The 18,645-nt window shown below is 60.5% G+C and carries 20 protein-coding genes and 1 pseudogene; 12 read left to right on the forward strand and 9 right to left on the reverse strand.

The window, feature by feature from the left end; translation table 11 throughout:
- Nucleotides 1-15: 15 nt before the first annotated feature.
- Nucleotides 16-804, reverse strand: a complete 789-nt coding sequence (locus JFT58_RS11280) for an SDR family NAD(P)-dependent oxidoreductase (protein WP_054897836.1) — start codon at nucleotides 802-804, stop codon at nucleotides 16-18.
- Between the two features lie 125 nt (nucleotides 805-929).
- Here JFT58_RS11280 and JFT58_RS11285 point away from each other — a divergent pair, with 125 nt between their 5' ends.
- Nucleotides 930-1,496 (forward strand): TetR/AcrR family transcriptional regulator, encoded by a 567-nt coding sequence (locus JFT58_RS11285; RefSeq protein WP_034128300.1) that lies wholly within the window; start codon nucleotides 930-932, stop codon nucleotides 1,494-1,496.
- A gap of 16 nt (nucleotides 1,497-1,512) precedes the next feature.
- Here JFT58_RS11285 and JFT58_RS11290 read toward each other — a convergent pair whose 3' ends face one another.
- A complete protein-coding gene (locus tag JFT58_RS11290; RefSeq protein WP_034128301.1) occupies nucleotides 1,513-2,805 on the reverse strand; it encodes a mechanosensitive ion channel family protein in 1,293 nt (430 codons plus the stop codon).
- A gap of 192 nt (nucleotides 2,806-2,997) precedes the next feature.
- On the opposite strand from JFT58_RS11290, the gene JFT58_RS11295 reads away from it, so the two are divergent.
- Entirely contained in the window at nucleotides 2,998-4,344 is a 1,347-nt protein-coding gene (locus JFT58_RS11295; RefSeq protein ID WP_003193110.1) for a DEAD/DEAH box helicase, read from the forward strand.
- A 106-nt stretch (nucleotides 4,345-4,450) separates the two neighbouring features.
- Here the strand turns inward: JFT58_RS11295 and JFT58_RS11300 are convergent, their stop codons facing one another.
- A complete protein-coding gene (locus tag JFT58_RS11300; RefSeq protein WP_054897835.1) occupies nucleotides 4,451-4,720 on the reverse strand; it encodes a hypothetical protein in 270 nt (89 codons plus the stop codon).
- Between the two features lie 153 nt (nucleotides 4,721-4,873).
- Between JFT58_RS11300 and JFT58_RS11305 the strand changes: the two genes are divergently transcribed.
- From JFT58_RS11305 to JFT58_RS11315, 3 genes are all read left to right on the forward strand, one after another.
- Complete coding sequence (locus JFT58_RS11305; protein ID WP_034128303.1) at nucleotides 4,874-5,263, forward strand: hypothetical protein; 390 nt, start codon at nucleotides 4,874-4,876, stop codon at nucleotides 5,261-5,263.
- 126 nt (nucleotides 5,264-5,389) lie between these two features.
- Nucleotides 5,390-7,105 (forward strand): copper resistance system multicopper oxidase, encoded by a 1,716-nt coding sequence (locus JFT58_RS11310; protein ID WP_054897834.1) that lies wholly within the window; start codon nucleotides 5,390-5,392, stop codon nucleotides 7,103-7,105.
- Nucleotides 7,106-7,115: 10 nt separating this feature from the next.
- The gene (locus tag JFT58_RS11315; RefSeq protein WP_054897833.1) at nucleotides 7,116-7,943 is read left to right on the forward strand and encodes a copper resistance protein B; all 828 of its coding nucleotides are present in this window, start codon (nucleotides 7,116-7,118) and stop codon (nucleotides 7,941-7,943) included.
- Between the two features lie 13 nt (nucleotides 7,944-7,956).
- On the opposite strand, the gene JFT58_RS11320 is transcribed toward JFT58_RS11315, so the two are convergent.
- From JFT58_RS11320 to JFT58_RS11330, 3 genes are all read right to left on the reverse strand, one after another.
- The gene (locus JFT58_RS11320; protein ID WP_054897832.1) at nucleotides 7,957-8,823 is read right to left on the reverse strand and encodes a DUF6279 family lipoprotein; all 867 of its coding nucleotides are present in this window, start codon (nucleotides 8,821-8,823) and stop codon (nucleotides 7,957-7,959) included.
- Between the two features lie 66 nt (nucleotides 8,824-8,889).
- Nucleotides 8,890-9,612: a TorF family putative porin gene (locus JFT58_RS11325; protein ID WP_198834383.1), complete on the reverse strand. Its 723-nt coding sequence runs from the start codon at nucleotides 9,610-9,612 to the stop codon at nucleotides 8,890-8,892.
- A 212-nt stretch (nucleotides 9,613-9,824) separates the two neighbouring features.
- A complete protein-coding gene (locus JFT58_RS11330) occupies nucleotides 9,825-10,004 on the reverse strand; it encodes a hypothetical protein (protein ID WP_003193095.1) in 180 nt (59 codons plus the stop codon).
- 324 nt (nucleotides 10,005-10,328) lie between these two features.
- Here JFT58_RS11330 and JFT58_RS11335 point away from each other — a divergent pair, with 324 nt between their 5' ends.
- Together JFT58_RS11335 and JFT58_RS11340 are read left to right on the forward strand one after the other, a co-directional pair.
- Complete coding sequence (locus JFT58_RS11335; protein WP_054897831.1) at nucleotides 10,329-11,165, forward strand: CvfB family protein; 837 nt, start codon at nucleotides 10,329-10,331, stop codon at nucleotides 11,163-11,165.
- Between the two features lie 159 nt (nucleotides 11,166-11,324).
- Nucleotides 11,325-11,723, forward strand: coding sequence for a DUF2177 family protein (locus tag JFT58_RS11340; protein WP_072447469.1), 399 nt, complete (start codon nucleotides 11,325-11,327; stop codon nucleotides 11,721-11,723).
- Here the strand turns inward: JFT58_RS11340 and JFT58_RS11345 are convergent.
- Nucleotides 11,667-12,845 (reverse strand): MFS transporter, encoded by a 1,179-nt coding sequence (locus JFT58_RS11345; protein ID WP_054897829.1) that lies wholly within the window; start codon nucleotides 12,843-12,845, stop codon nucleotides 11,667-11,669. The two genes, JFT58_RS11340 and JFT58_RS11345, sit on opposite strands and share 57 nt — an antisense overlap.
- 104 nt (nucleotides 12,846-12,949) lie before the next feature.
- Here JFT58_RS11345 and ptrR point away from each other — a divergent pair, with 104 nt between their 5' ends.
- Complete coding sequence (gene ptrR, locus JFT58_RS11350; protein ID WP_054897828.1) at nucleotides 12,950-13,843, forward strand: putrescine utilization regulator PtrR; 894 nt, start codon at nucleotides 12,950-12,952, stop codon at nucleotides 13,841-13,843.
- Nucleotides 13,844-13,985: 142 nt separating this feature from the next.
- Complete coding sequence (locus JFT58_RS30580; protein ID WP_003193089.1) at nucleotides 13,986-14,108, forward strand: PA1414 family protein; 123 nt, start codon at nucleotides 13,986-13,988, stop codon at nucleotides 14,106-14,108.
- A 189-nt stretch (nucleotides 14,109-14,297) separates the two neighbouring features.
- Here the strand turns inward: JFT58_RS30580 and JFT58_RS11355 are convergent, their stop codons facing one another.
- Together JFT58_RS11355 and speB are read right to left on the reverse strand one after the other, a co-directional pair.
- Nucleotides 14,298-15,680 carry a sodium:solute symporter gene (locus tag JFT58_RS11355; protein ID WP_054897827.1) on the reverse strand — a complete coding sequence of 461 codons (1,383 nt, stop codon included), beginning with the start codon at nucleotides 15,678-15,680 and terminating at the stop codon, nucleotides 14,298-14,300.
- A 163-nt stretch (nucleotides 15,681-15,843) separates the two neighbouring features.
- Nucleotides 15,844-16,794, reverse strand: coding sequence for an agmatinase (speB, locus tag JFT58_RS11360; RefSeq protein WP_034128315.1), 951 nt, complete (start codon nucleotides 16,792-16,794; stop codon nucleotides 15,844-15,846).
- 124 nt (nucleotides 16,795-16,918) lie between these two features.
- Between speB and JFT58_RS30235 the strand changes: the two are divergent.
- The 3 genes and pseudogenes from JFT58_RS30235 to JFT58_RS11370 form a co-directional block, all read left to right on the forward strand.
- Nucleotides 16,919-17,029: pseudogene (locus JFT58_RS30235) on the forward strand (outer membrane lipoprotein carrier protein LolA); the annotation flags it as partial.
- A gap of 68 nt (nucleotides 17,030-17,097) precedes the next feature.
- Nucleotides 17,098-17,991 (forward strand): LysR family transcriptional regulator, encoded by an 894-nt coding sequence (locus tag JFT58_RS11365; protein WP_034128316.1) that lies wholly within the window; start codon nucleotides 17,098-17,100, stop codon nucleotides 17,989-17,991.
- Nucleotides 17,992-17,998: 7 nt separating this feature from the next.
- The gene (locus tag JFT58_RS11370) at nucleotides 17,999-18,598 is read left to right on the forward strand and encodes a tRNA-uridine aminocarboxypropyltransferase (protein ID WP_044275011.1); all 600 of its coding nucleotides are present in this window, start codon (nucleotides 17,999-18,001) and stop codon (nucleotides 18,596-18,598) included.
- Nucleotides 18,599-18,645 lie beyond the last annotated feature (47 nt).

Genomic DNA, 18,645 nt, shown 5'->3' on the forward strand with positions numbered 1-18,645 from the left:
CCTGCTACCGGTTGTTCAGGCGTTGGCCAGGTAACGCTCGGCAACCTGGGACTGCTTGATCTGTGCCAGCAAGCCTTGCCGCGCAGCCTGCAACGCGTCCCAACGGGCGCCGTCCTGCAACGGCGGAATGGTCACCGGCTCGCGGCGATCGAACCCCACCAGCGCTGCGTCCACCAGATCACCCACTTCCATCACGTCGGTGAGGGTGTTGATATCGATGCCCGCACGCTCCCAGATCTCGGTACGCGTGGCGGCGGGCAGCACGGCTTGCACGTACACGCCTTTGGGCGCCAGCTCCAGGCTCATGCCCTGGGACAGGAACAACACGAACGCCTTGGTCGCGCCGTACACCGTCATGCCGAATTCCGGGGCCAGGCCCACTACCGAGCCGATGTTGATGATAGCGCCGTTGCCCGCTGCCGCCAGGCGCGGGGCGATAGCACTGGCCAGGCGCACCAGTGCAGTGGTGTTGAGGGCGACCAACTGCGCGACGCTGTCGGTGGACTGCTCGATAAAACCGCCGGACTGCGCGGCGCCGGCATTGTTGACCAGGGTGCCAATGCTGGCGTCATCACGCAGGCGCGCTTCAACTGCTGCCAGGTCAGCGGTCTGGGTCAAGTCGGCGGGGAGGATATCAACGCTGACGGCGTGGTGCTCACGCAACCTGGCGGCGAGCGCTTCCAGGCGCGTGATGTCACGGGCGACCAGTACGAGGTCGTGGCCGCGTGCGGCAAAGCGTTCGGCGTAGGCGGCGCCAATGCCGGTCGAAGCGCCAGTGATCAGAACGGTGTTGGAAGTACTCATGGTGTGATGCTCTGTGAGTGCGAGGAGGTTTTATGATGTCGATCATAATCAAAGCTGTCAACGGTTTTGATTATGATCGACATCATAGTAATATGCCTATCTCGCACGCTGTCAGGACCACAGACATGAAGATCACCAAGGCGCAGTCACAGAGCAATCGGGCCCATATCGTCGCGACAGCTTCGGAGCTGTTCCGCGAGCGGGGTTTCGATGGGGTGGGCGTGGCCGAGTTGATGGCTGCGGCCGGTTTTACCCAAGGCGGCTTTTACAAGCACTTCGGTTCCAAGGCGGACTTGATGGCGGAAGCAGCCGCCAACAGTCTGGCGCAGTCACTGGCCGACAGCGCGGAGATGGAGGTGGAGCAGTTTTTCGAGGTTTACCTGTCCAGGCAGCACCGCGACCATCGCGGCGGCGGATGCACATTGGCGGCGTTGTGTGCCGATGCCGCCCGTCAATCGGACACGCTGAAGGCGACCTTTGCCGACGGTTTGGAAAATACCCTGCAGGCCCTGGAAGCAAAGTACAACGCAGCTCATGAGACGCCACAAGAAGGCGTGCGCGCGAAAATGCTCGACAGCATGGCCCATGCCATCGGCGCAATCATGTTGTCGCGGGCGTGCCCGGATGATTCCGCACTGGCCGATGAAGTGCTTGAGGTTTGCCGCAAGGAGATTACGGCGTCACTGCCGTAATCCCGTTTGCATCACCTCATGCCGTTTCGGCGACGGGTACCTGCGTGGCCCCGGCCAATGCCGGCAGCACGCCGGCGCGCAGGTCGTTGCCGCTCGGCTGCTGATACAGGCTCAGCCCGAACTCCGGCAACACCGCCAACAGATAATCGAAGATATCGCCCTGGATCCGCTCGTAATCGCCCCACGCCGTGGTGCGGGTAAAGCAGTAGATCTCCAGCGGCACGCCCTGGGCGGTAGTTTGCATCTGGCGCACCATGCAGGTCATGTTCGGCTGGATGTCCGGGTGGCTTTGCAGGTATGCCAGTGCGTAGGCGCGGAAGGTGCCGAGGTTGGTCATGCGCCGACGGTTGGCCGACAGTTGCGCGCTGTGGCCCTGAGCCTCGTTCCAGGCCTTGAGTTCGGCCTGCTTGCGGCTGATATAGCCGCTGAGCAAGTGCACCTGGGTCATGCGCACTTCTTCCTCGTCGTTCAGGAAGCGTACGCCGCTGGCGTCGATGTACAGGCTGCGCTTGATACGGCGCCCACCGGAGGCCTGCATGCCACGCCAGTTCTTGAACGACTCGGACATCAGGCGCCAGGTGGGGATGGAAACGATGGTCTTGTCGAAGTTCTGCACCTTCACCGTGTGCAGGGTGATGTCCACCACATCGCCATCGGCACCCACCTGGGGCATTTCGATCCAGTCACCGACGCGCAGCATGTCGTTGCTGGTCAATTGCACACTGGCGACGAACGACAGCAGCGTGTCCTTGTACACCAACAGAATCACCGCCGACATCGCACCCAGGCCCGACAGCAGCAACAGCGGCGAGCGGTCGATCAGGGTGGCGACGATGATGATCGCGCCGAACACGAACAGCACCATTTTCGCCAGTTGCACATAGCCCTTGATCGAGCGGGTGCGTGCGTGTTCGGTGCGTGCGTAGATATCCAGCAGCGCGTTGAGCAGGGCACTCATGGCCAAAACCATGAACAGAATGGTGATCGCCAGGGCGACGTTGCCGATAAACAGAATGGCGGTCTTGCTCAGGTCCGGCACCAGGTACAGGCCGAACTGGACCACCAGCGATGGCGTCATCTGCGCCAGGCGATGGAAGACTTTGTTATGCCGCAGGTCGTTCAGCCAGTGCAGGGCCGGCTGCCGGCCGAGCAATTTGACCGCGTGCAGGATGAGGTAACGGGCGACCCTTCCCACCACCAATGCCACCACCAGCAACACCAGCAAGCCTAGGCTGGAATGCAGGACCGGGTGTTCATCGAGGGCGCCCCAAAGGTCTTGGACGTTGAGCCAGAGCTGTTTGATATCCATGAGTGAACCGATTCTTCTGTAAGACAACACGGGGCGATTAGAGCATTTAAGTGCAACAAAGTTGACGCTCTGGACAAAATCGCTGACAAAAAAGCAGCTGATTAGCCCCGTTCGCGTAAAGAAACTCGGTTTGGGCGCCCGAAACCGGTAACCTATGCAGCTGATATTTTGTATTTCTTCGAGGTAGCACCCGTGTTTTCCCAATTCGCCCTGCACGAACGCCTGCTTAAAGCCGTGGCCGAGCTTAAATTTGTCGAGCCTACGCCTGTGCAAGCAGCGGCCATCCCGCTCGCGCTGCAAGGGCGTGACCTGCGGGTGACGGCGCAAACCGGCAGCGGCAAGACCGCCGCTTTCGTCCTTCCGGTACTTAACCGCCTGATCGGCCCGGCCAAAGTGCGCGTCAGCATCAAGACCCTGATCCTGCTGCCGACCCGCGAGCTGGCCCAGCAGACCCTGAAGGAAGTCGAGCGCTTCTCGCAGTTCACCTTCATCAAGTCCGGCATCATTACCGGTGGCGAAGACTTCAAGGTCCAGGCCGCGATGTTGCGCAAGGTACCGGACATCCTGATCGGCACCCCAGGGCGCATGATCGAGCAGCTCAACGCTGGCAACCTCGACCTCAAGGAAGTCGAAGTGCTGGTGCTCGACGAAGCCGACCGCATGCTCGACATGGGCTTTGCCGATGATGTGCAACGTCTGGTCGGTGAGTGCGTCAACCGCCAGCAGACCATGCTGTTCTCCGCCACCACCGGTGGTTCGACCCTGCGCGATATGGTCGCCAAGGTGCTGAACAACCCTGAGCACTTGCAGGTCAACAACGTCAGCGACCTGAACGCCACCACGCGCCAGCAGATCGTCACCGCTGACCATAACGTGCACAAAGAACAGATCCTGAACTGGTTGTTGGCCAACGAGACCTACCAGAAGGCCATCGTGTTCACCAACACCCGTGCCGCCGCCGACCGTATCTACGGGCGCCTGGTTGCGCAGGAATACAAGGCGTTCGTGCTGCACGGCGAGAAAGACCAGAAGGACCGCAAGCTGGCCATCGACCGTCTCAAGGCGGGCGGCGTCAAGATCCTGGTGGCCACCGATGTTGCCGCACGCGGTCTCGACGTGGACGGCCTGGACCTGGTGATCAACTTCGACATGCCCCGCAGCGGCGACGAATACGTGCACCGTATCGGCCGTACCGGACGGGCCGGCAACGATGGCCTGGCTATCTCGCTGATCTGCCACGGCGACTGGAACCTGATGTCGAGCATCGAACGCTACCTGAAGCAGTCGTTCGAGCGCCGCACCATCAAGGAAGTCAAAGGCACGTACACCGGGCCGAAGAAGGTCAAGGCGTCGGGCAAGGCCGTTGGCGTGAAGAAGAAAAAGACCGACGCCAAGGGCGACAAGAAGAAAACCGGCGCCAAGTCGCCGACCAAGCGCAAGATCGCCAACCGGCCGAAGACCGACAACCTGTCGCTCGTCAGCAAGGACGGCATGGCGCCGCTCAAGCGCCGCAAGCCAGAAGCTCCGGCTGCCGAATAAGCAGTTGGGCATAAAAAAACCGGACAATGTCCGGTTTTTTTTCGCCATGATCGTTCCCACGCTCCGCGTGGGAATGCCTCCAGAGACGCTCTGCGTCGCGTTGTGCTCAATGCTTCCCCGCAGCCTCTCTGAGCTCCTTGAGCCGCGCATCGATCAACTGGCACTTGTCGGGAAACTTGGCGCTTTCGGTATCCAGGTCCATCTTCTGTAACTGGTCATTCATCTCCTTGGCCTTGGTCGGGTTCTGCTCTGTGAGCTTGGTCACTTCCTTGGCCAACTCCTCCCGCTTGGCCGTGGCCTCCTCAGGCGTGCAGGCCCAGGCGGGCAGGGTGCTCAACAGCGTGGCGGCGAGGGTCAGCTTCATCAAGGTTTTCATGGTCGGACTTCCTTGGCAGTGATGTGCAGTTGAGGCGGCGAACCTCTGGAAAGTTCAGAGAAATGACGCCCGTCCGTTCGGTTGAACGGCCAGTGCCGGAACGTGTCACTCCCTTAGACGGGCTAACTCCATCGGCCTGCAGGAGGAATCAGGATGACGACTTACAATTGGGATCTGATCGAACGTCTGCTGCATGAAGTGCAGAACGGCGAAGGCAGCTTTGCCCCGCGCAAATACGCCGAACAAGAAGCGGCCGAGAAGGCGACGGCCGGCGAGGACACTGGCAACCTGGACGCACTCAAGAAGACCGCTGCCGATTACGAGGCGCTGCTGTTCAAGCGTGGCTTTATCGAGTCGCGGCCTGAGGAAGAGGGCGGCAATGGCGAGAATTTCATTCTGACGGCGCTGGGTGCGCAATTGCTGGCGCTGATCGACAGTTCGATTCCGGGCAATGATCATCCACGTCAGGTGTTGGATGAGCAGGAGGACGCGCTTGATCCGGCAACGTTCGCTGAAGTGGCCTCCAAAGCGCAGATCGCCTGATCTTCTTGTGCCCCGGCGCCCCCGAGGGAGCCGGGTGAACCTGTCGAATCGGTAATCTGTCGCTAAGGTTGCTGACAGCCGGCGACTCCTAATCTGCTGCCATTCAACTCACGGACTTGAATCGGCATGCACTCCACAACCTCCAGACGCACATTCGTCAAAGGCCTGGCCGCAGGCGGCCTGCTGGGTGGGCTCGGGCTTTGGCGCCCACCTGTGTGGGCACTGACCAGCCCCGGCCAGCCCACGGTGCTCGCCGGCAGCGAATTTGACCTGTTTATTGACCAGACTCCCGTCAACCTGACCGGCCGTGCGCGCACCGCGTTGACCGTCAACGGCAGCCTGCCCGGCCCGCTGTTACGCTGGCGCGAAGGCGACACCGTGACCCTGCGCGTGAAAAACCGTCTTGGCGAGCCCACCTCGATCCACTGGCACGGCATCCTGTTGCCATCGACCATGGACGGCGTGCCCGGCCTGAGCTTCAAGGGCATCGAACCGGGCGGCCTTTACGTTTACCAATTCAAGGTCAAGCAGCACGGCACCTACTGGTACCACAGCCATTCCGGGCTTCAGGAGCAGCAGGGCGTGTACGGCCCGCTGGTTATCGATCCCAAGGAACCCGAGCCTTATAGCTACCAGCGCGATTACGTGGTGATGCTGTCGGACTGGACCGACGAAGACCCCATCGCCCTGATGAAGACCCTCAAGAAGCAGTCTGATTACTACAACCTGCACAAACCCACCCTGGGCGATTTTATCCGGGATGTGGGCAAGCAGGGCTGGTCGGCCACGGCTGCCGACCGGCTGATGTGGGCGCAAATGAAGATGAACCCCACCGACCTTGCGGACGTCAGCGGCGAGACCTACACCTACTTGCTCAACGGCCAGCCGCCTGGGCAGAACTGGACCGGAGTGTTCAAGACGGGGGAAACGATTCGCCTGCGTTTTATCAATGGCTCGGCGATGACCTATTTTGATGTGCGCATTCCAGGGTTGAAGATGACCGTCATCGCCGCGGATGGCCAGCCGGTAAAGCCGGTAAGCGTCGACGAGTTCCGTATCGCCGTGGCGGAAACCTACGATGTGCTGGTCGAGCCTGTGGCAGAGGCCTATACCCTGTTTGCCCAGTCCATGGACCGCACAGGCTATGCCCGTGGCACCCTCGCCCGGCAGATGGGTGCGACCGCCTCAGTACCGCCGCTTGATCCGCGCCCGTGGCTGACGATGGATGACATGGGCATGGGCGGCATGGACCACGGTGCCATGGCCGATATGCCGGGCATGGAAGGCATGGATCACAGCGCCATGGGCGCGATGGCGATGCAGAAACACCCCGCCAGCGAGCAGAACAACCCGCTGGTAGACATGCAGGCGATGAACCCGATGCCCAAGCTGGACGACCCTGGAATCGGCCTGCGCAACAATGGCCGCCGGGTGCTCACCTATGCCGACCTGCGCAGTACCTTTGAAGACCCCGATGGCCGCGATCCCTCGCGCACCGTCGAATTGCATCTCACCGGGCATATGGAAAAGTTCGCCTGGTCGTTCAATGGCGTGAAGTTTTCCGATGCCGAGCCTTTGCAACTGACTTATGGCGAGCGCGTGCGGGTGGTGCTGGTCAACGACACCATGATGGCCCACCCGATTCACCTGCATGGCTTATGGAGCGACCTGGAGGACGAAAACGGCCAGTTCCAGGTGCGCAAACATACGGTCGACATGCCACCGGGCTCCCGGCGCAGTTACCGCGTCACCGCTGATGCCTTGGGGCGCTGGGCCTATCACTGCCACCTGCTGTACCACATGGAAATGGGCATGTTCCGCGAGGTGCGCGTGCATGAATAAGGAAGCGAGCATGAACCGTTGCGTCTCGTCCCTTTGCATCGTTTTCGCCACACTGGGGTTCGCCCCATGGACGTTGGCGGCCGAGGATGCATTTCAGGGCATGAGCCCGGCGACGCCCGCGCTGACGCAAAGCCGTACGCCGATTCCGGCGCTGACCGACGCAGACCGCGCAGCGGTGTACAACGCGCCGGGAGGGCATCAGGTACACGACAGCGGCGTCAACTCGATGCTGCTGGTCAACCAGTTGGAATGGCAGGGCGGCGACGGCAACGCGCAGAGTTGGGACATCAAGGGTTGGGTCGGCGGTGACATCGACCGGTTGTGGCTACGCAGTGAAGGCGAACGCAGCGCCGGCCGCACTGAAAGCGCCGAAGCCCAAGCGTTATGGGGGCACGCTATCGGCCCGTGGTGGGACGTGGTCGGCGGCGTGCGTCAGGACTTCAAGCCCGGTGCCAGCCAGACTTGGGCGGCCTTTGGCCTACAAGGCATGGCGCTCTACAACTTCGAGGCCGAAGCCACGTTGTTTGTCGGCGAATCGGGGCATACGGCCGCACGCCTTGAGGGTGACTACGACATTCTGCTCACCAATCGCCTGATCCTGCAGCCCACCGCCGAACTCAATTTTTATGCGCAGAACGATCCGCAACGCGGCGTTGGTTCGGGCTTGGCGGAAAGTGAACTGGGCCTGCGCTTGCGCTACGAAGTTCGCCGCGAGTTTGCGCCATATGTCGGTCTCAGCTGGAACCGCACTTATGGCCAGACCGCGCAATACGCACGGGACGAAGGCGAAGACGTTAACCAACTGCACTGGGTGGTTGGCGTGCGCCTATGGTTCTGACCGCAAGCATCCATCAAGACTGTGCGCTTTTCAGGCATTTAAGCGCCTGGAAGTCGCTGCGGACCTTGTCGATTTTCTGGGTGAGTTTCAGGCGCTGCGCTGGGGAGCTTTGGGCCATCACGTCCACGAGCAAACTGCGCGCGGCGGCTTCGGTCTGTGCGTAGGCGGCGCGGTATTGCGGGGTCCACAGGCTTTCGCGATCCACCAGCAGTTGCTGGATTTTCTGCGGGAAATCGGCATTGTGGCGTTGTTGCAGCGCCTCGATAAATTGCGCCTGCCAATGGGCGCGGTTGCCGATCCACGCTTGGTTTTGCGCGCCCAACTCGGCCGACCAGGCCGTGACGCGGTTTTGCTGGCCTGGGCTCAACGGGCCGATCCAGGCGTCCAGGCGCTTGCTCATACGCTCGGCGCGTTCCTTGATTTGTTGAGCCAGTGGTGGCTTGAGGTATTCGTCCTGGCGTTTGCGCAGGTCCTTGGCCAGAGCATCGCTCATGTCCTTGACCTGCTGATCGTCCAGGCCTTGCAGCAATTGCGCAGCTGAGGGCGTGATTTCCCGCGCAATCTCGGCAATTGCCTGTTTGGCTTCGACAGTACGGGTTTGCAATGCGGCGTCGGTGACCTGGTTACTGTCGACCATCTGCTGCAGGCGGTCGAGCCAGTCCAGGTAGCCAGGCAATTGCGTGGTGCAGTGCCAGGCCAGGTGTTCCTTGAGGGTGTCGTTGAACCAGCTCTTCTGCCCGGCATTCATGTCCAGGTAGTCGTTGAGGGTCCAGGGGATGATCACGTCGAGGTTACGGTAGGCCAGGCCCACGCGATTGCAGCCGGCGAGCACCAGGCTCAGAGTCAGCAGTACCATCAGGAATTTGAGCCGGCGCAACATGGGCAGGTCCTTGCATGGAGGGCGTTAATGCATGTGAACCTGCGCGGGGTGCGACAGTTCAGCCCATCAATAAAACGACCGCGCGGCCTTCAAGGTCAACAGCCCATCACATTGCGAATTGTGTCCGGAGTAGGCCGAGCAGTCACTGCCGCTGAGGCTGGAGCCGCTGTAGATCAGGTCCAGGTCAATGCCTTTCCAGGCCCGGGAAAACTGTACCGACCAATCGCTGAAACTGCTGATGGCGCCGTTCTCTACCGAGACCGGTGTGCCCAGTTGATGGGTGGTGTATTTCATGCTGACGCCGATGCCGAAAGGCTGGGTGCCGCCCAGGTCTGCAAACAGGGTGCTGTCCTGGCGGTCGGGGTCGTTGCTGAAAGACACGCCAAAGCGGTTGCCCAACAGGTTCAGCCCGCCGTAGAACTCCTGGCTGTCGAGGGGGGTGAGCTTGGGGTAGCTGTAGTGGATCAAGCCGACTTCATAGCCCAGGGTCTGGTCGAACGGACGCTTGAAGCCCATGTAGGAGTCGACTTCAAGGTTATTGGCCGACGACAGGCCCATGTTCGGGGAAAACTGGCCGAAATACAGGCCGCTGTCGTGGGTAAGGTCCAGGCCTCCGTGGAACGAGTCGCTGCCAGGGGCGGTCGGCTTGACCAGGCCCTGGGCCATGTTGCGGCTGGGGGTTGTACCTAATTTCAGGTCGAAGTCACCCAATTCGCGCTGGAAGATATGCGCTTCGGCCAAAGGGCTGGCGACCAGGATGCTGACCACGAAAATACAGCGTTTAAGCATGCTTCACTCCATGAAAAGCGAGGAGCAGTAACGGAAAGATTCAGGCAGATGCCCGTGCTAGACGTGTGCAAGGATACCGGCGAATGCCAGGCATTGAGGCCCGTTCGTCGATTAGCTGCGTATTGAGGGTGTCGGGAGGGGGTGGCAACTCTAGTCCTAGCGCCTCGAAGGCAAGACGCTTAGGGACCAGATGCAGTGCGCGGGTATGACTATTACTTCTTGCCCAGGCTGATCTGCTTGGACGGGCCGAAAGTCTGGCCGCTCACGCCCTTGGCAATTTGCTGGATTTCGCCGCCGGACTTGAGGAACGCAGCAATCTGGCTATTGATCGATTCGCTGGTTTCAACGGCGGGAGCTGGCTTTGCTTTGCTGTTGGATGCTTTTACACGCATGGCGGCCACTAACCTGTAGAAAATTAACTTGGCCAGCTATCGTACAGGAAATACTTGACAATTGCTTGGCAAATATCCCTCGAGAATAAGTGCTCGCGGCTGGAAATAGCCGAAGTTCAGCGCTGAAATAAAGCGCTAACTTACTGTTTTAGCTGGAAACCCAAGGCTTGTGGACACGCTGATGGCCTGCTCAAAGTGAACCGAACGATCAGACGAGTGGGGCGATGCCACTGGAACGCCATGCCAGCCCGCGATTTTTCAGGCGTGTGCGCGTGCAGGGCACAACTCGGGTAGAATGCCGCCCACGCAATGAGGGTATTGGAAATGGCTTTAGTCGGGCGCTACAACAGCTTGCAAGTGGTCAAGCACACTAACTTTGGTTTGTACCTCGATGGTGCGCAAGATGGGGAAATCCTCTTGCCTAATCGGTATATCCCTAAAGATATTCCCAGTGAAGATGAAGACTGGCTCAACGTTTTCATTTATCTGGACAGCGATGACAAACTTATCGCCACCACCGAAAAGCCCAAAGTTCAAGTCGGTGAATTCGCCAGTTTGAAAGTTGTGGAAGTCAACAGCATTGGCGTCTTCCTTGATTGGGGTTTGCCCAAGGATCTGCTGCTGCCTTATTCGGAAGAAAAACGCCAGATGACCGCGGGTGAATATTGCGTGGTGCACGTCTACCTCGACAAGCACACCAAGCGCATCACCGCCACCGCTCGCCTTGACCGTTACCTGGACAAGACGCCGGCGAACTATCAGGTGGGCCAGGAAGTCGACCTGCTGGTGGCCGAAGCCACTGACATGGGCTTCAAGGCGATCATCAACAACAAGCACTGGGGCTTGATCCACAAGAACGAAGTGTTCAAGTTCCTGCGCCCGGGCAAGGAAGAGAAGGGCTTTATCAAAGAGATCCGCGCCGATGGCAACATCAGCCTGAGCCTGCAGCCGGTGGGCCAGGAAGCGGCCTCCAGCCTGAACTCGAAGATCCTCGCCAAGTTGCGCGACAACAATGGCAGCCTGCCGGTCAGCGACAAAAGCGACCCGGCGGTGATCAGTAACTTGTTCGGCGTGAGCAAGGGCAACTTCAAGAAGGCCATTGGTGCGCTCTACAAGCAGGGCCAGATCGTGATTCATGCGGATCGCATTGAACTAAGCTGAGTACGCTTCGCTCTCCTGTAGGAGCGAGCTTGTTGTGGCGAGGGAGCTTGCTCCCGCTCGACTGCGTAGCAGTCGCAAGCTTTTTTGGGGGCGCTTCGCACCCCAACGCAAGCAAGCTTGCTCGCCACAACAAGCTTGCCTTCACAGTAGGGCTTGCTCATGTCAAGAAAGTCGTTGTATGCCTACCTCGGTACCTTGCTCGCCTTCCTGGTCCTCGACGGCCTTTGGCTCGGTGTGCTCATGGGGCCCACCTACAAATCCCTGCTTGGCGCGCTGATGCTTGATCAGCCACGCCTGTTGCCTGCCGTATTGTTCTATCTCCTGTACGTCCTCGGTTGCGTGGTGCTGGTTATCTTGCCCAGCGCCAGTTGGCAGCGCGCTGCGCGTTTGGGCGCCTTGCTTGGCCTGGTGGCCTACGGCACCTATGACCTGAGCAACTGGGCCACGCTTCAAGGCTGGTCCGCTGGGTTGGCGCTGATGGACATGGCGTGGGGCACGTGCCTAACCGCCATTTGCTGCACTGTTGGCCATTTGTGTGCAAATCGGCCGTGGCGGTAGAGGGTGGTTGATCAGTACTGAACCGGCTAATAACAACCCGGTACCGGCAACGACCAACGCCGGTTGCAGGCCGCCACTGAGATGGCTGCTGACCGATGCCAACAGGGGGCCGCTCAATTGGCCGACGGCGAAGCTGGCGGTCAACAACCCCGTGCTGCGTTGGTAGCCATGGGGCGCGACCTCCCTTAATCGCGCCATCACCAACTGCATGCAGGCCAGAAATGGCGCACCGCACAGTAAAACGCCCAACGCCAAGCCCCAGCCATTGCCGAATAGGCAGGCGAACACCCCTGCCGCTTGCAGCCATAAAGTCGCCATCAGCCAGCGACGGGTGGTGTTCGGGTGCTTGCGGCGCAGGCTGGCCACCCCCACTCCCAGCGCGGCCGCCAGGCCAAAGCAGGGCCAGAACAAGTCGGCCTGCCAGGCCCCGTGGAATTGTGCGCTGGCCATTTGCGACAGAAAGGTCGCCGGGATGATGTAGCCCAGGCCGTACAAGAAATAGATACAGCACAAGTGCGCGATGCTGCCGTTGCTCCCCGCGCTGGTGGGCTGTGTCACGGTGAGGGTCGGCTTGGGTAGAAACGGCAGGATCGCCAGCAACATCACCAGCGCCACCGTCCCGTAGATCAACCACAGCGCGGCAGAGCTTTGCCCTGATAGGTTCGACACCAGCGCCAGCAGCCCCGTCAGCACAATCCCCAACCCCGGCCCAGCAAACACCAGCGCACCCAGGCGCGGGCGGCCGGCGGCAATCGCCAGTGGCTGGCTCAGGCTGGTAATCATCACCAGGGCCCAGGCACTGGCGACCCCGGTGCCGAAACGCAGCAACAAATGCGGCCAGAACCCGTTAGCCCAGTAGGACGCCAGGGTCAGCAATACGCACAACCACAGCCCGCCGTAGAGGCGCCCGCGCACATGCTGATGGCTGCGGGCAAAGATCGAGTCCACCGCGCCGACAAAATAGCCCAGGTAATTGGCGGCTGCGATCAGGCCGGCGCCGGTCAGGTCGATCTGGCCTTCACTGAGCAAATGCGGCATTTGCGGAGTCAGGGCGAAGCGGCCAATGCCCATGGCCATCATCAGGGCGACGAAGCTGGCGAGTAAACGAATCAGCGGGGACATGTTCAGGTTTCCTGCAAAGAAGCGAATGCCTTGCAGGCTAAGATGGATTGACTTTCTGTAAAATTGAATAATAGTGAGTAACTTGTTCAGTTTTGGAGAAAGTAATGGAGTTCAGTCAATTGCGCATTTTCCAGGCTGTGGCGGAAGAGGGCTCCATTACCCGTGCCGCCGAGCGCCTGCACCGCGTGCCGTCCAACCTGTCGACCCGGCTTAAACAAATGGAAGAGCAATTGGGTGTCGACCTGTTCGTGCGCGAGCGCCAGCGTTTGCAGCTTTCTCCGGCGGGCAAGGTACTGCTGGACTACAGCACTCGCCTGCTGGCGCTGCATGATGAAGCACACGGCGCCGTACAAGGCGGGCAACCGGCCGGTGATTTCGTATTGGGCAGCATGTACAGCACCGCCGCAGTTCATTTGCCGAAGCTGCTGGCGCGCTATCACAAGACTTACCCCATGGTGAACCTTCAGGTGCAGTCGGCACCCAGTGGGGAGTTGCTGGAAGGGCTGATTACCGGGCGCCTGGATGCAGCCTTCGTCGACGGCCCGCTGACCATCGCCACCCTGGATGGCGTACCGCTGTGCGAAGAGCGCCTGGTGCTGATTTGCGAGGCCGATCATCCGCCGGTGCGTGGCCCCCAGGATGTGGCGGGCCGTGCGATGTTCACGTTTCGGCGCAGTTGCGCCTACCGCACGCGCCTGGAAACCTGGTTTTCCCATGAGCGAGTGGCGATGGGGCGGGCGATCGAGATCGAGTCCTACCAAGGCATGCTCGCTTGCGTGATTGCAGGTTCCGGCGTGGCGTTGATGTCTGAGTCCATGCTCGCAAGCCTGCCCGGCAAGGACAGCGTGTCCGTTCATCCGCTGACTGGGCCTTTTGCCACTGCGACCACCTGGCTGATGTGGCGAAAGGGCATGCTCGGCGCTAACCTCAATGCATGGATCGACCTGCAGCAAGACGGCAACCCGCGATGCGTGCAAGACACACGTGCCATTGCTTGAACGATCCGTCAGGATTCGGATCAATTCAGTAATAGTTCGTTGTGGTTTCCTTCAAGCATTACCTAGGACTTAGGGCTACTATCACTGTAGGAAACGGCGACAGTACTCACGCCGGCCAGCACTACCCTCAAAGGGGGCAATCATGAAAGAGAAAATCCAAAACTGGCTCCACGACCTCGGCGTTGCATTGGGCTTGATCGAGCCTCCGCTGCAACCGGTGCCGATTCGCACGGATGACGAGCAACGTCGGCCACGTCGCCGCTAATCACGCGGTTTAAAAAATGTGGGAGCGGGCTTGCTCGCGAATAGGGTGTATCAGCCAAAATAAGGTTGAATGACACACCGCTTTCGCGAGCAAGCCCGCTCCCACAGTTGTTTTGCACCAGGCGAAAAAAACGGGCGCGACCTCCGACGTCGCGCCCGCTGAAGAAAATATCCCCGTCCCTGTTATAGCTCAAACCACCGCAGCCGCCACCTTGGCCGGCCGACGCGACAGCAGGCTCACCAGTACAAAGCTCACCAGCGCCACCGCCAGGCTGTAGTAGATCGGCGTATTTGCATCCAACCCATCCTTGAACATAAATACCAGCGCGGTCACAAAGCCCAGGCTCATGGACGTGATTGCGCCCGAGGTGGTCGCGCGCTTCCAGAAGATCGCGCCGATCAAGGGCACCAACATACCGCCCACCAACAGGTTATAGGCCAGGGTCAGGGCGCTGATCACATCGTTCACCACCAATGCGATACCCAGCACGGCAATGCCGGTCAACAGGGTGAACAGGCGGTTGATGCGCAGGCTCGACGCCTTGCCGCCGCGCAGGCGGGGCAGCAGGTCCTCGGTCAATACGGTGGAGGCGGCGAGCAGGCCGGCGCTGGCGGTGGACATCATGGCGGCCAGCGCGGCGGCGATGACCAGGCCGCGAATGCCGTCCGGCAGCGAAGCTTTGACGATCGCGGCGAAGGCATTGTTGACGTTGTCCAGGTCCGGGATCAGCACATGGGCAGCCATGCCGATCAGCGCACAGGCCAGGCCGTACAGGATGCAATAGAAGCCGGCAAAAGTGCCTGCGTACTGGGCGACCTTTTCGTCACGGGCGGTGAAGACCCGTTGCCAGATATCCTGGCCGATCAGGATGCCGAAGAAGTAGATCATGAAGTAGGTGATGATCGTGTCCCAGCCGATAGCGGTGAAGCTGAAGCTCGACGCCGGCAGTTTGGCCACCAGTTCATCCCAGCCACCGACGCGGTACAGGCAGATCGGCAACAGGATGAACATCAGGCCGACGGTCTTGATCACGAATTGCACAATATCGGTGAGGGTCAGCGACCACATGCCACCGATGGTCGAATACACCACCACCACGCCACCGCCCACCAGTACCGACATCCAGAACGGCAGGTCGAACAGCACTTGCAGCACGGTGCCGATGGCCAGGATCGAGGTCACGCCGATCATGAGCGCATAGGCCAGCATGATCACCGCGCTGGCCTGGCGGGCCATGGGGTTGTAGCGTTTTTCCAGGACCTGGGTGACGGTGAAGATTTTCAGCTTCAACAGGGGCTTGGCCAGGAACAGGTTCAGGGCAATGATGCCCGCGCCGAGCGCGGCGCACAGCCAGAAACCCGAAATACCATGCACATATCCCAGGCGCACGGTGCCGACGGTGGAGGCACCGCCCAGCACCGTGGCGGCCATGGTGCCCATGTACAGCGATGGGCCGAGGTTGCGGCCGGCGACCAGGTAGTCTTCGTGGGTCTTGGCGCGACGCATGCCGTAGTAGCCGAGCACCAGCATGCCGGCGGCGTAGATGAGTACGACGAATAAATCCAAAGCCATGACGGCGGTTCTCCGATTATATTTTTTATGGGCGATCAGGCGGCAGCTGGCTCGGTAAACACGCGAGCGAAAGTCAGGTACATCGTTGTCGGGGATCTGTGCGACCCCCCTTGGTTATGAGTGTGAAGACGCGGTTTTTATTGTTCTCAGCGCGTTCGCCTCATCAGCGATGCGCGACGCCAGGCAGTACGCAGAGCATCTCGTACAGCAAGTTGGCGCCCAGCAACGAGGTATTGCCGGTGGTGTCGTAAGGCGGCGAAACTTCTACCAGGTCGCAACCAATCAGATCGAGGCCCTGGCAGCCACGGATGATTTCGATGGCCTGGATGGTGGTCAGCCCGCCGATTTCCGGGGTGCCGGTGCCGGGTGCCCAGGCGGGGTCGATGCCGTCGATGTCGAAGCTCAGGTACACCGGGCCGCCGCCGACTTTTTCTCGCACTTCGGCCATCAGCGGCGCGAGGGAGTGATGCCAGCATTCTTCGGCCTGGACCACGCGGAAGCCTTGCTTGCGGCTCCAGTTGAAGTCTTCGGCGGTATATCCCTGGGCGCGCAGGCCGATCTGCACCACGCGGTCGCAATCGAGCAAGCCTTCTTCCACGGCGCGGCGGAAGGTGGTGCCGTGGGCAATTTTCTCGCCGAACATATGGTCGTTGACGTCGGCGTGGGCATCGATGTGCACCAGCCCGACCTTGCCATGTTTTTTGTGGATCGCCCGCAGGATCGGCAGGGTGATGGTGTGGTCGCCACCCAGGGTCAGGGGGATGGCGTCGTGCTCGAGGATCTCGTCGTAGGCCTCTTCGATGATGCGCACCGCGTCGAGCAGGTTAAAGGTATTGATCGCCACGTCGCCGATATCGGCCACCGACAGTGAGTCGAACGGTGCGGCGCCGGTGGCCATGTTGTAGGGACGGATCATCACCGACTCGGCGCGGATTTCCCGTGGGCCGAAGCGCGTACCGGCGCGCAGCGAGGTGCCGATATCCAGAGGCACGCCGACGAAGGCGGCGTCCAGGCCCTTGGCGGTTTGCAGGTGGGGAAGACGCATCATGGTGGCGATGCCGGCGAAGCGCGGCATTTCGTTGCCGCCCAGTGGTTGGTGGAAAATCTTGTCCACGGGATTGCCTCATCGTTGTTTTGTTTATTGATGGCCGATTCTGCGAAAAGCCTGGCTTAGGAAGAATCGGCAGAGGCAAATACTTAGTTCAGATTTTTCTAAACTAAAGCCTGAGTTAAACTCCCTGATCCCTGTAGGAGCGAGCTTGCTCGCGAAAAACGTCAACGATGATGCGCAGCCCCAGAATGTACGCGGCGTCCTCAGGTTTTTCGCGAGCAAGCTCGCTCCTACAGTTGATCGTTCCCACGCTCTGCGTGGGGATGCATCCTGTGATGCTCTGCGTCACGCTTCACTGGAGCCCCCATGGCCAACGCCTTGCCCGACCTGAAACTCCTGCGCATCTTCGTCAGCGTCGTGCGCCACCAAGGGTTTGCCAACGCCCAGCATGAGCTCAACCTGTCGACGTCGGCCATCAGCACCTACATGAGCCAACTCGAGTCAGCCTTGGGCCTGGTGCTGTGCCATCGTGGCCGTGGCGGCTTCAGCCTGACCAGCAAGGGTGAGCTGTTTCATCAGGAAACCCTGCGCCTGTTGGGCGAACTCGAAGGTTTCGAGCAATACGCCGCTGCGTTGAAAGGCGAATTGCGCGGCACCCTCAAGCTCGGAGTGCTCGACTCCACCGTCAGCGACAAGGCCTTGCCGTTCGCCGAAGTGATTGGCGCCTACAGCCTGGAGCACCCGGCAGTGCATTTGCACCTGTCGGTGATGAGCCCCTACGAATTGCAACTGGGGGTGCAGGACAACCGCCTGGACCTGGCCATCGGTGCGTTTTCCAACCGCATGAGCGGGCTGGTCTACATGCCGCTGTACCGCGAACAGCACTGGTTGTATTGCAGCACCCGGCACCCATTGTTCAACGAGCGGCGCATCCCGGAACAAGTGATCACCCAGCAACGCATGGTCGGGCGGGGTTACTGGAGCCAGGCGGAGTTGGCGCGCCACGGCTTCAAGCACAGCGCTGCCACGGTGGAAAGTATGGAGGCGCAACTGATTCTAGTGCTGTCGGGCGCTTATATTGGCTACCTGCCCGAACACTACGCCCAGGCCTGGGCTGACAAGGGCGACCTGCGCGTTTTGCTGCCGGCCACCTTCGGCTACCAGGCGCCGTTTTCGCTGATCATGCGCCGTGGTCGTAGCCGCGAGCCCCTGATCCAGACCTTCCGCGATTTGCTCAAGACCCAGCTCAACCAGGCCTGAAAACACCATGTCCCGACCCCATTGCCCGCGCTGCCTGCGCCCGACCACGCACTGCCTCTGTGCGCTGATCCCCCACCTCGACAGCCGCACCCGCGTGTTGCTGTTGCAGCACCCGAGCGAGGTCGGCCATGCGCTCAATACTGCGCGGTTGGCGGCGTTGGGCCTGAACAACGCGCAGTTGGTGGTGGGGGAGGTGTTTGATGACCTTGCGACGCTATTGAACCCGCCTGGCTATCGGGCACGCCTGTTGTTTCCGGCGGATGATGCCGAGCCGCTGCACGCCTACGCACCTGACGATCAGCCACTGCTGTTGGTGGTTCCCGATGGCACCTGGCGCAAGGCGCGCAAACTGCTGCACCTCAACCCCTTGCTGGCGGCGTTGCCCCGGGTGACATTGGCTGAAGGCGGCGTTTCCCGCTATCGCTTGCGCAAGGCGCCGGGGCCTGGCGCTTTGTCGACGGTCGAAGCGATCACGCAAGCGTTGCAGGTATTGGAAGCGCCGACGTCGTTTGAGCCACTGCTCAAACCTTTTGAAGCGCTGATCGAAGGGCAGATTGCTGCGATGGGCGATGAAGTATTCCAGCGCAACCATGGCGACCCGACATAAACCCGGCTTATGCCTTTAAGCCATAAGCACCACACTTTGCGTGATAT

Origin of the sequence: Pseudomonas sp. MF6767 (genome assembly GCF_016405475.1) — a bacterium.
Lineage (GTDB): Bacteria > Pseudomonadota > Gammaproteobacteria > Pseudomonadales > Pseudomonadaceae > Aquipseudomonas > Aquipseudomonas paracarnis.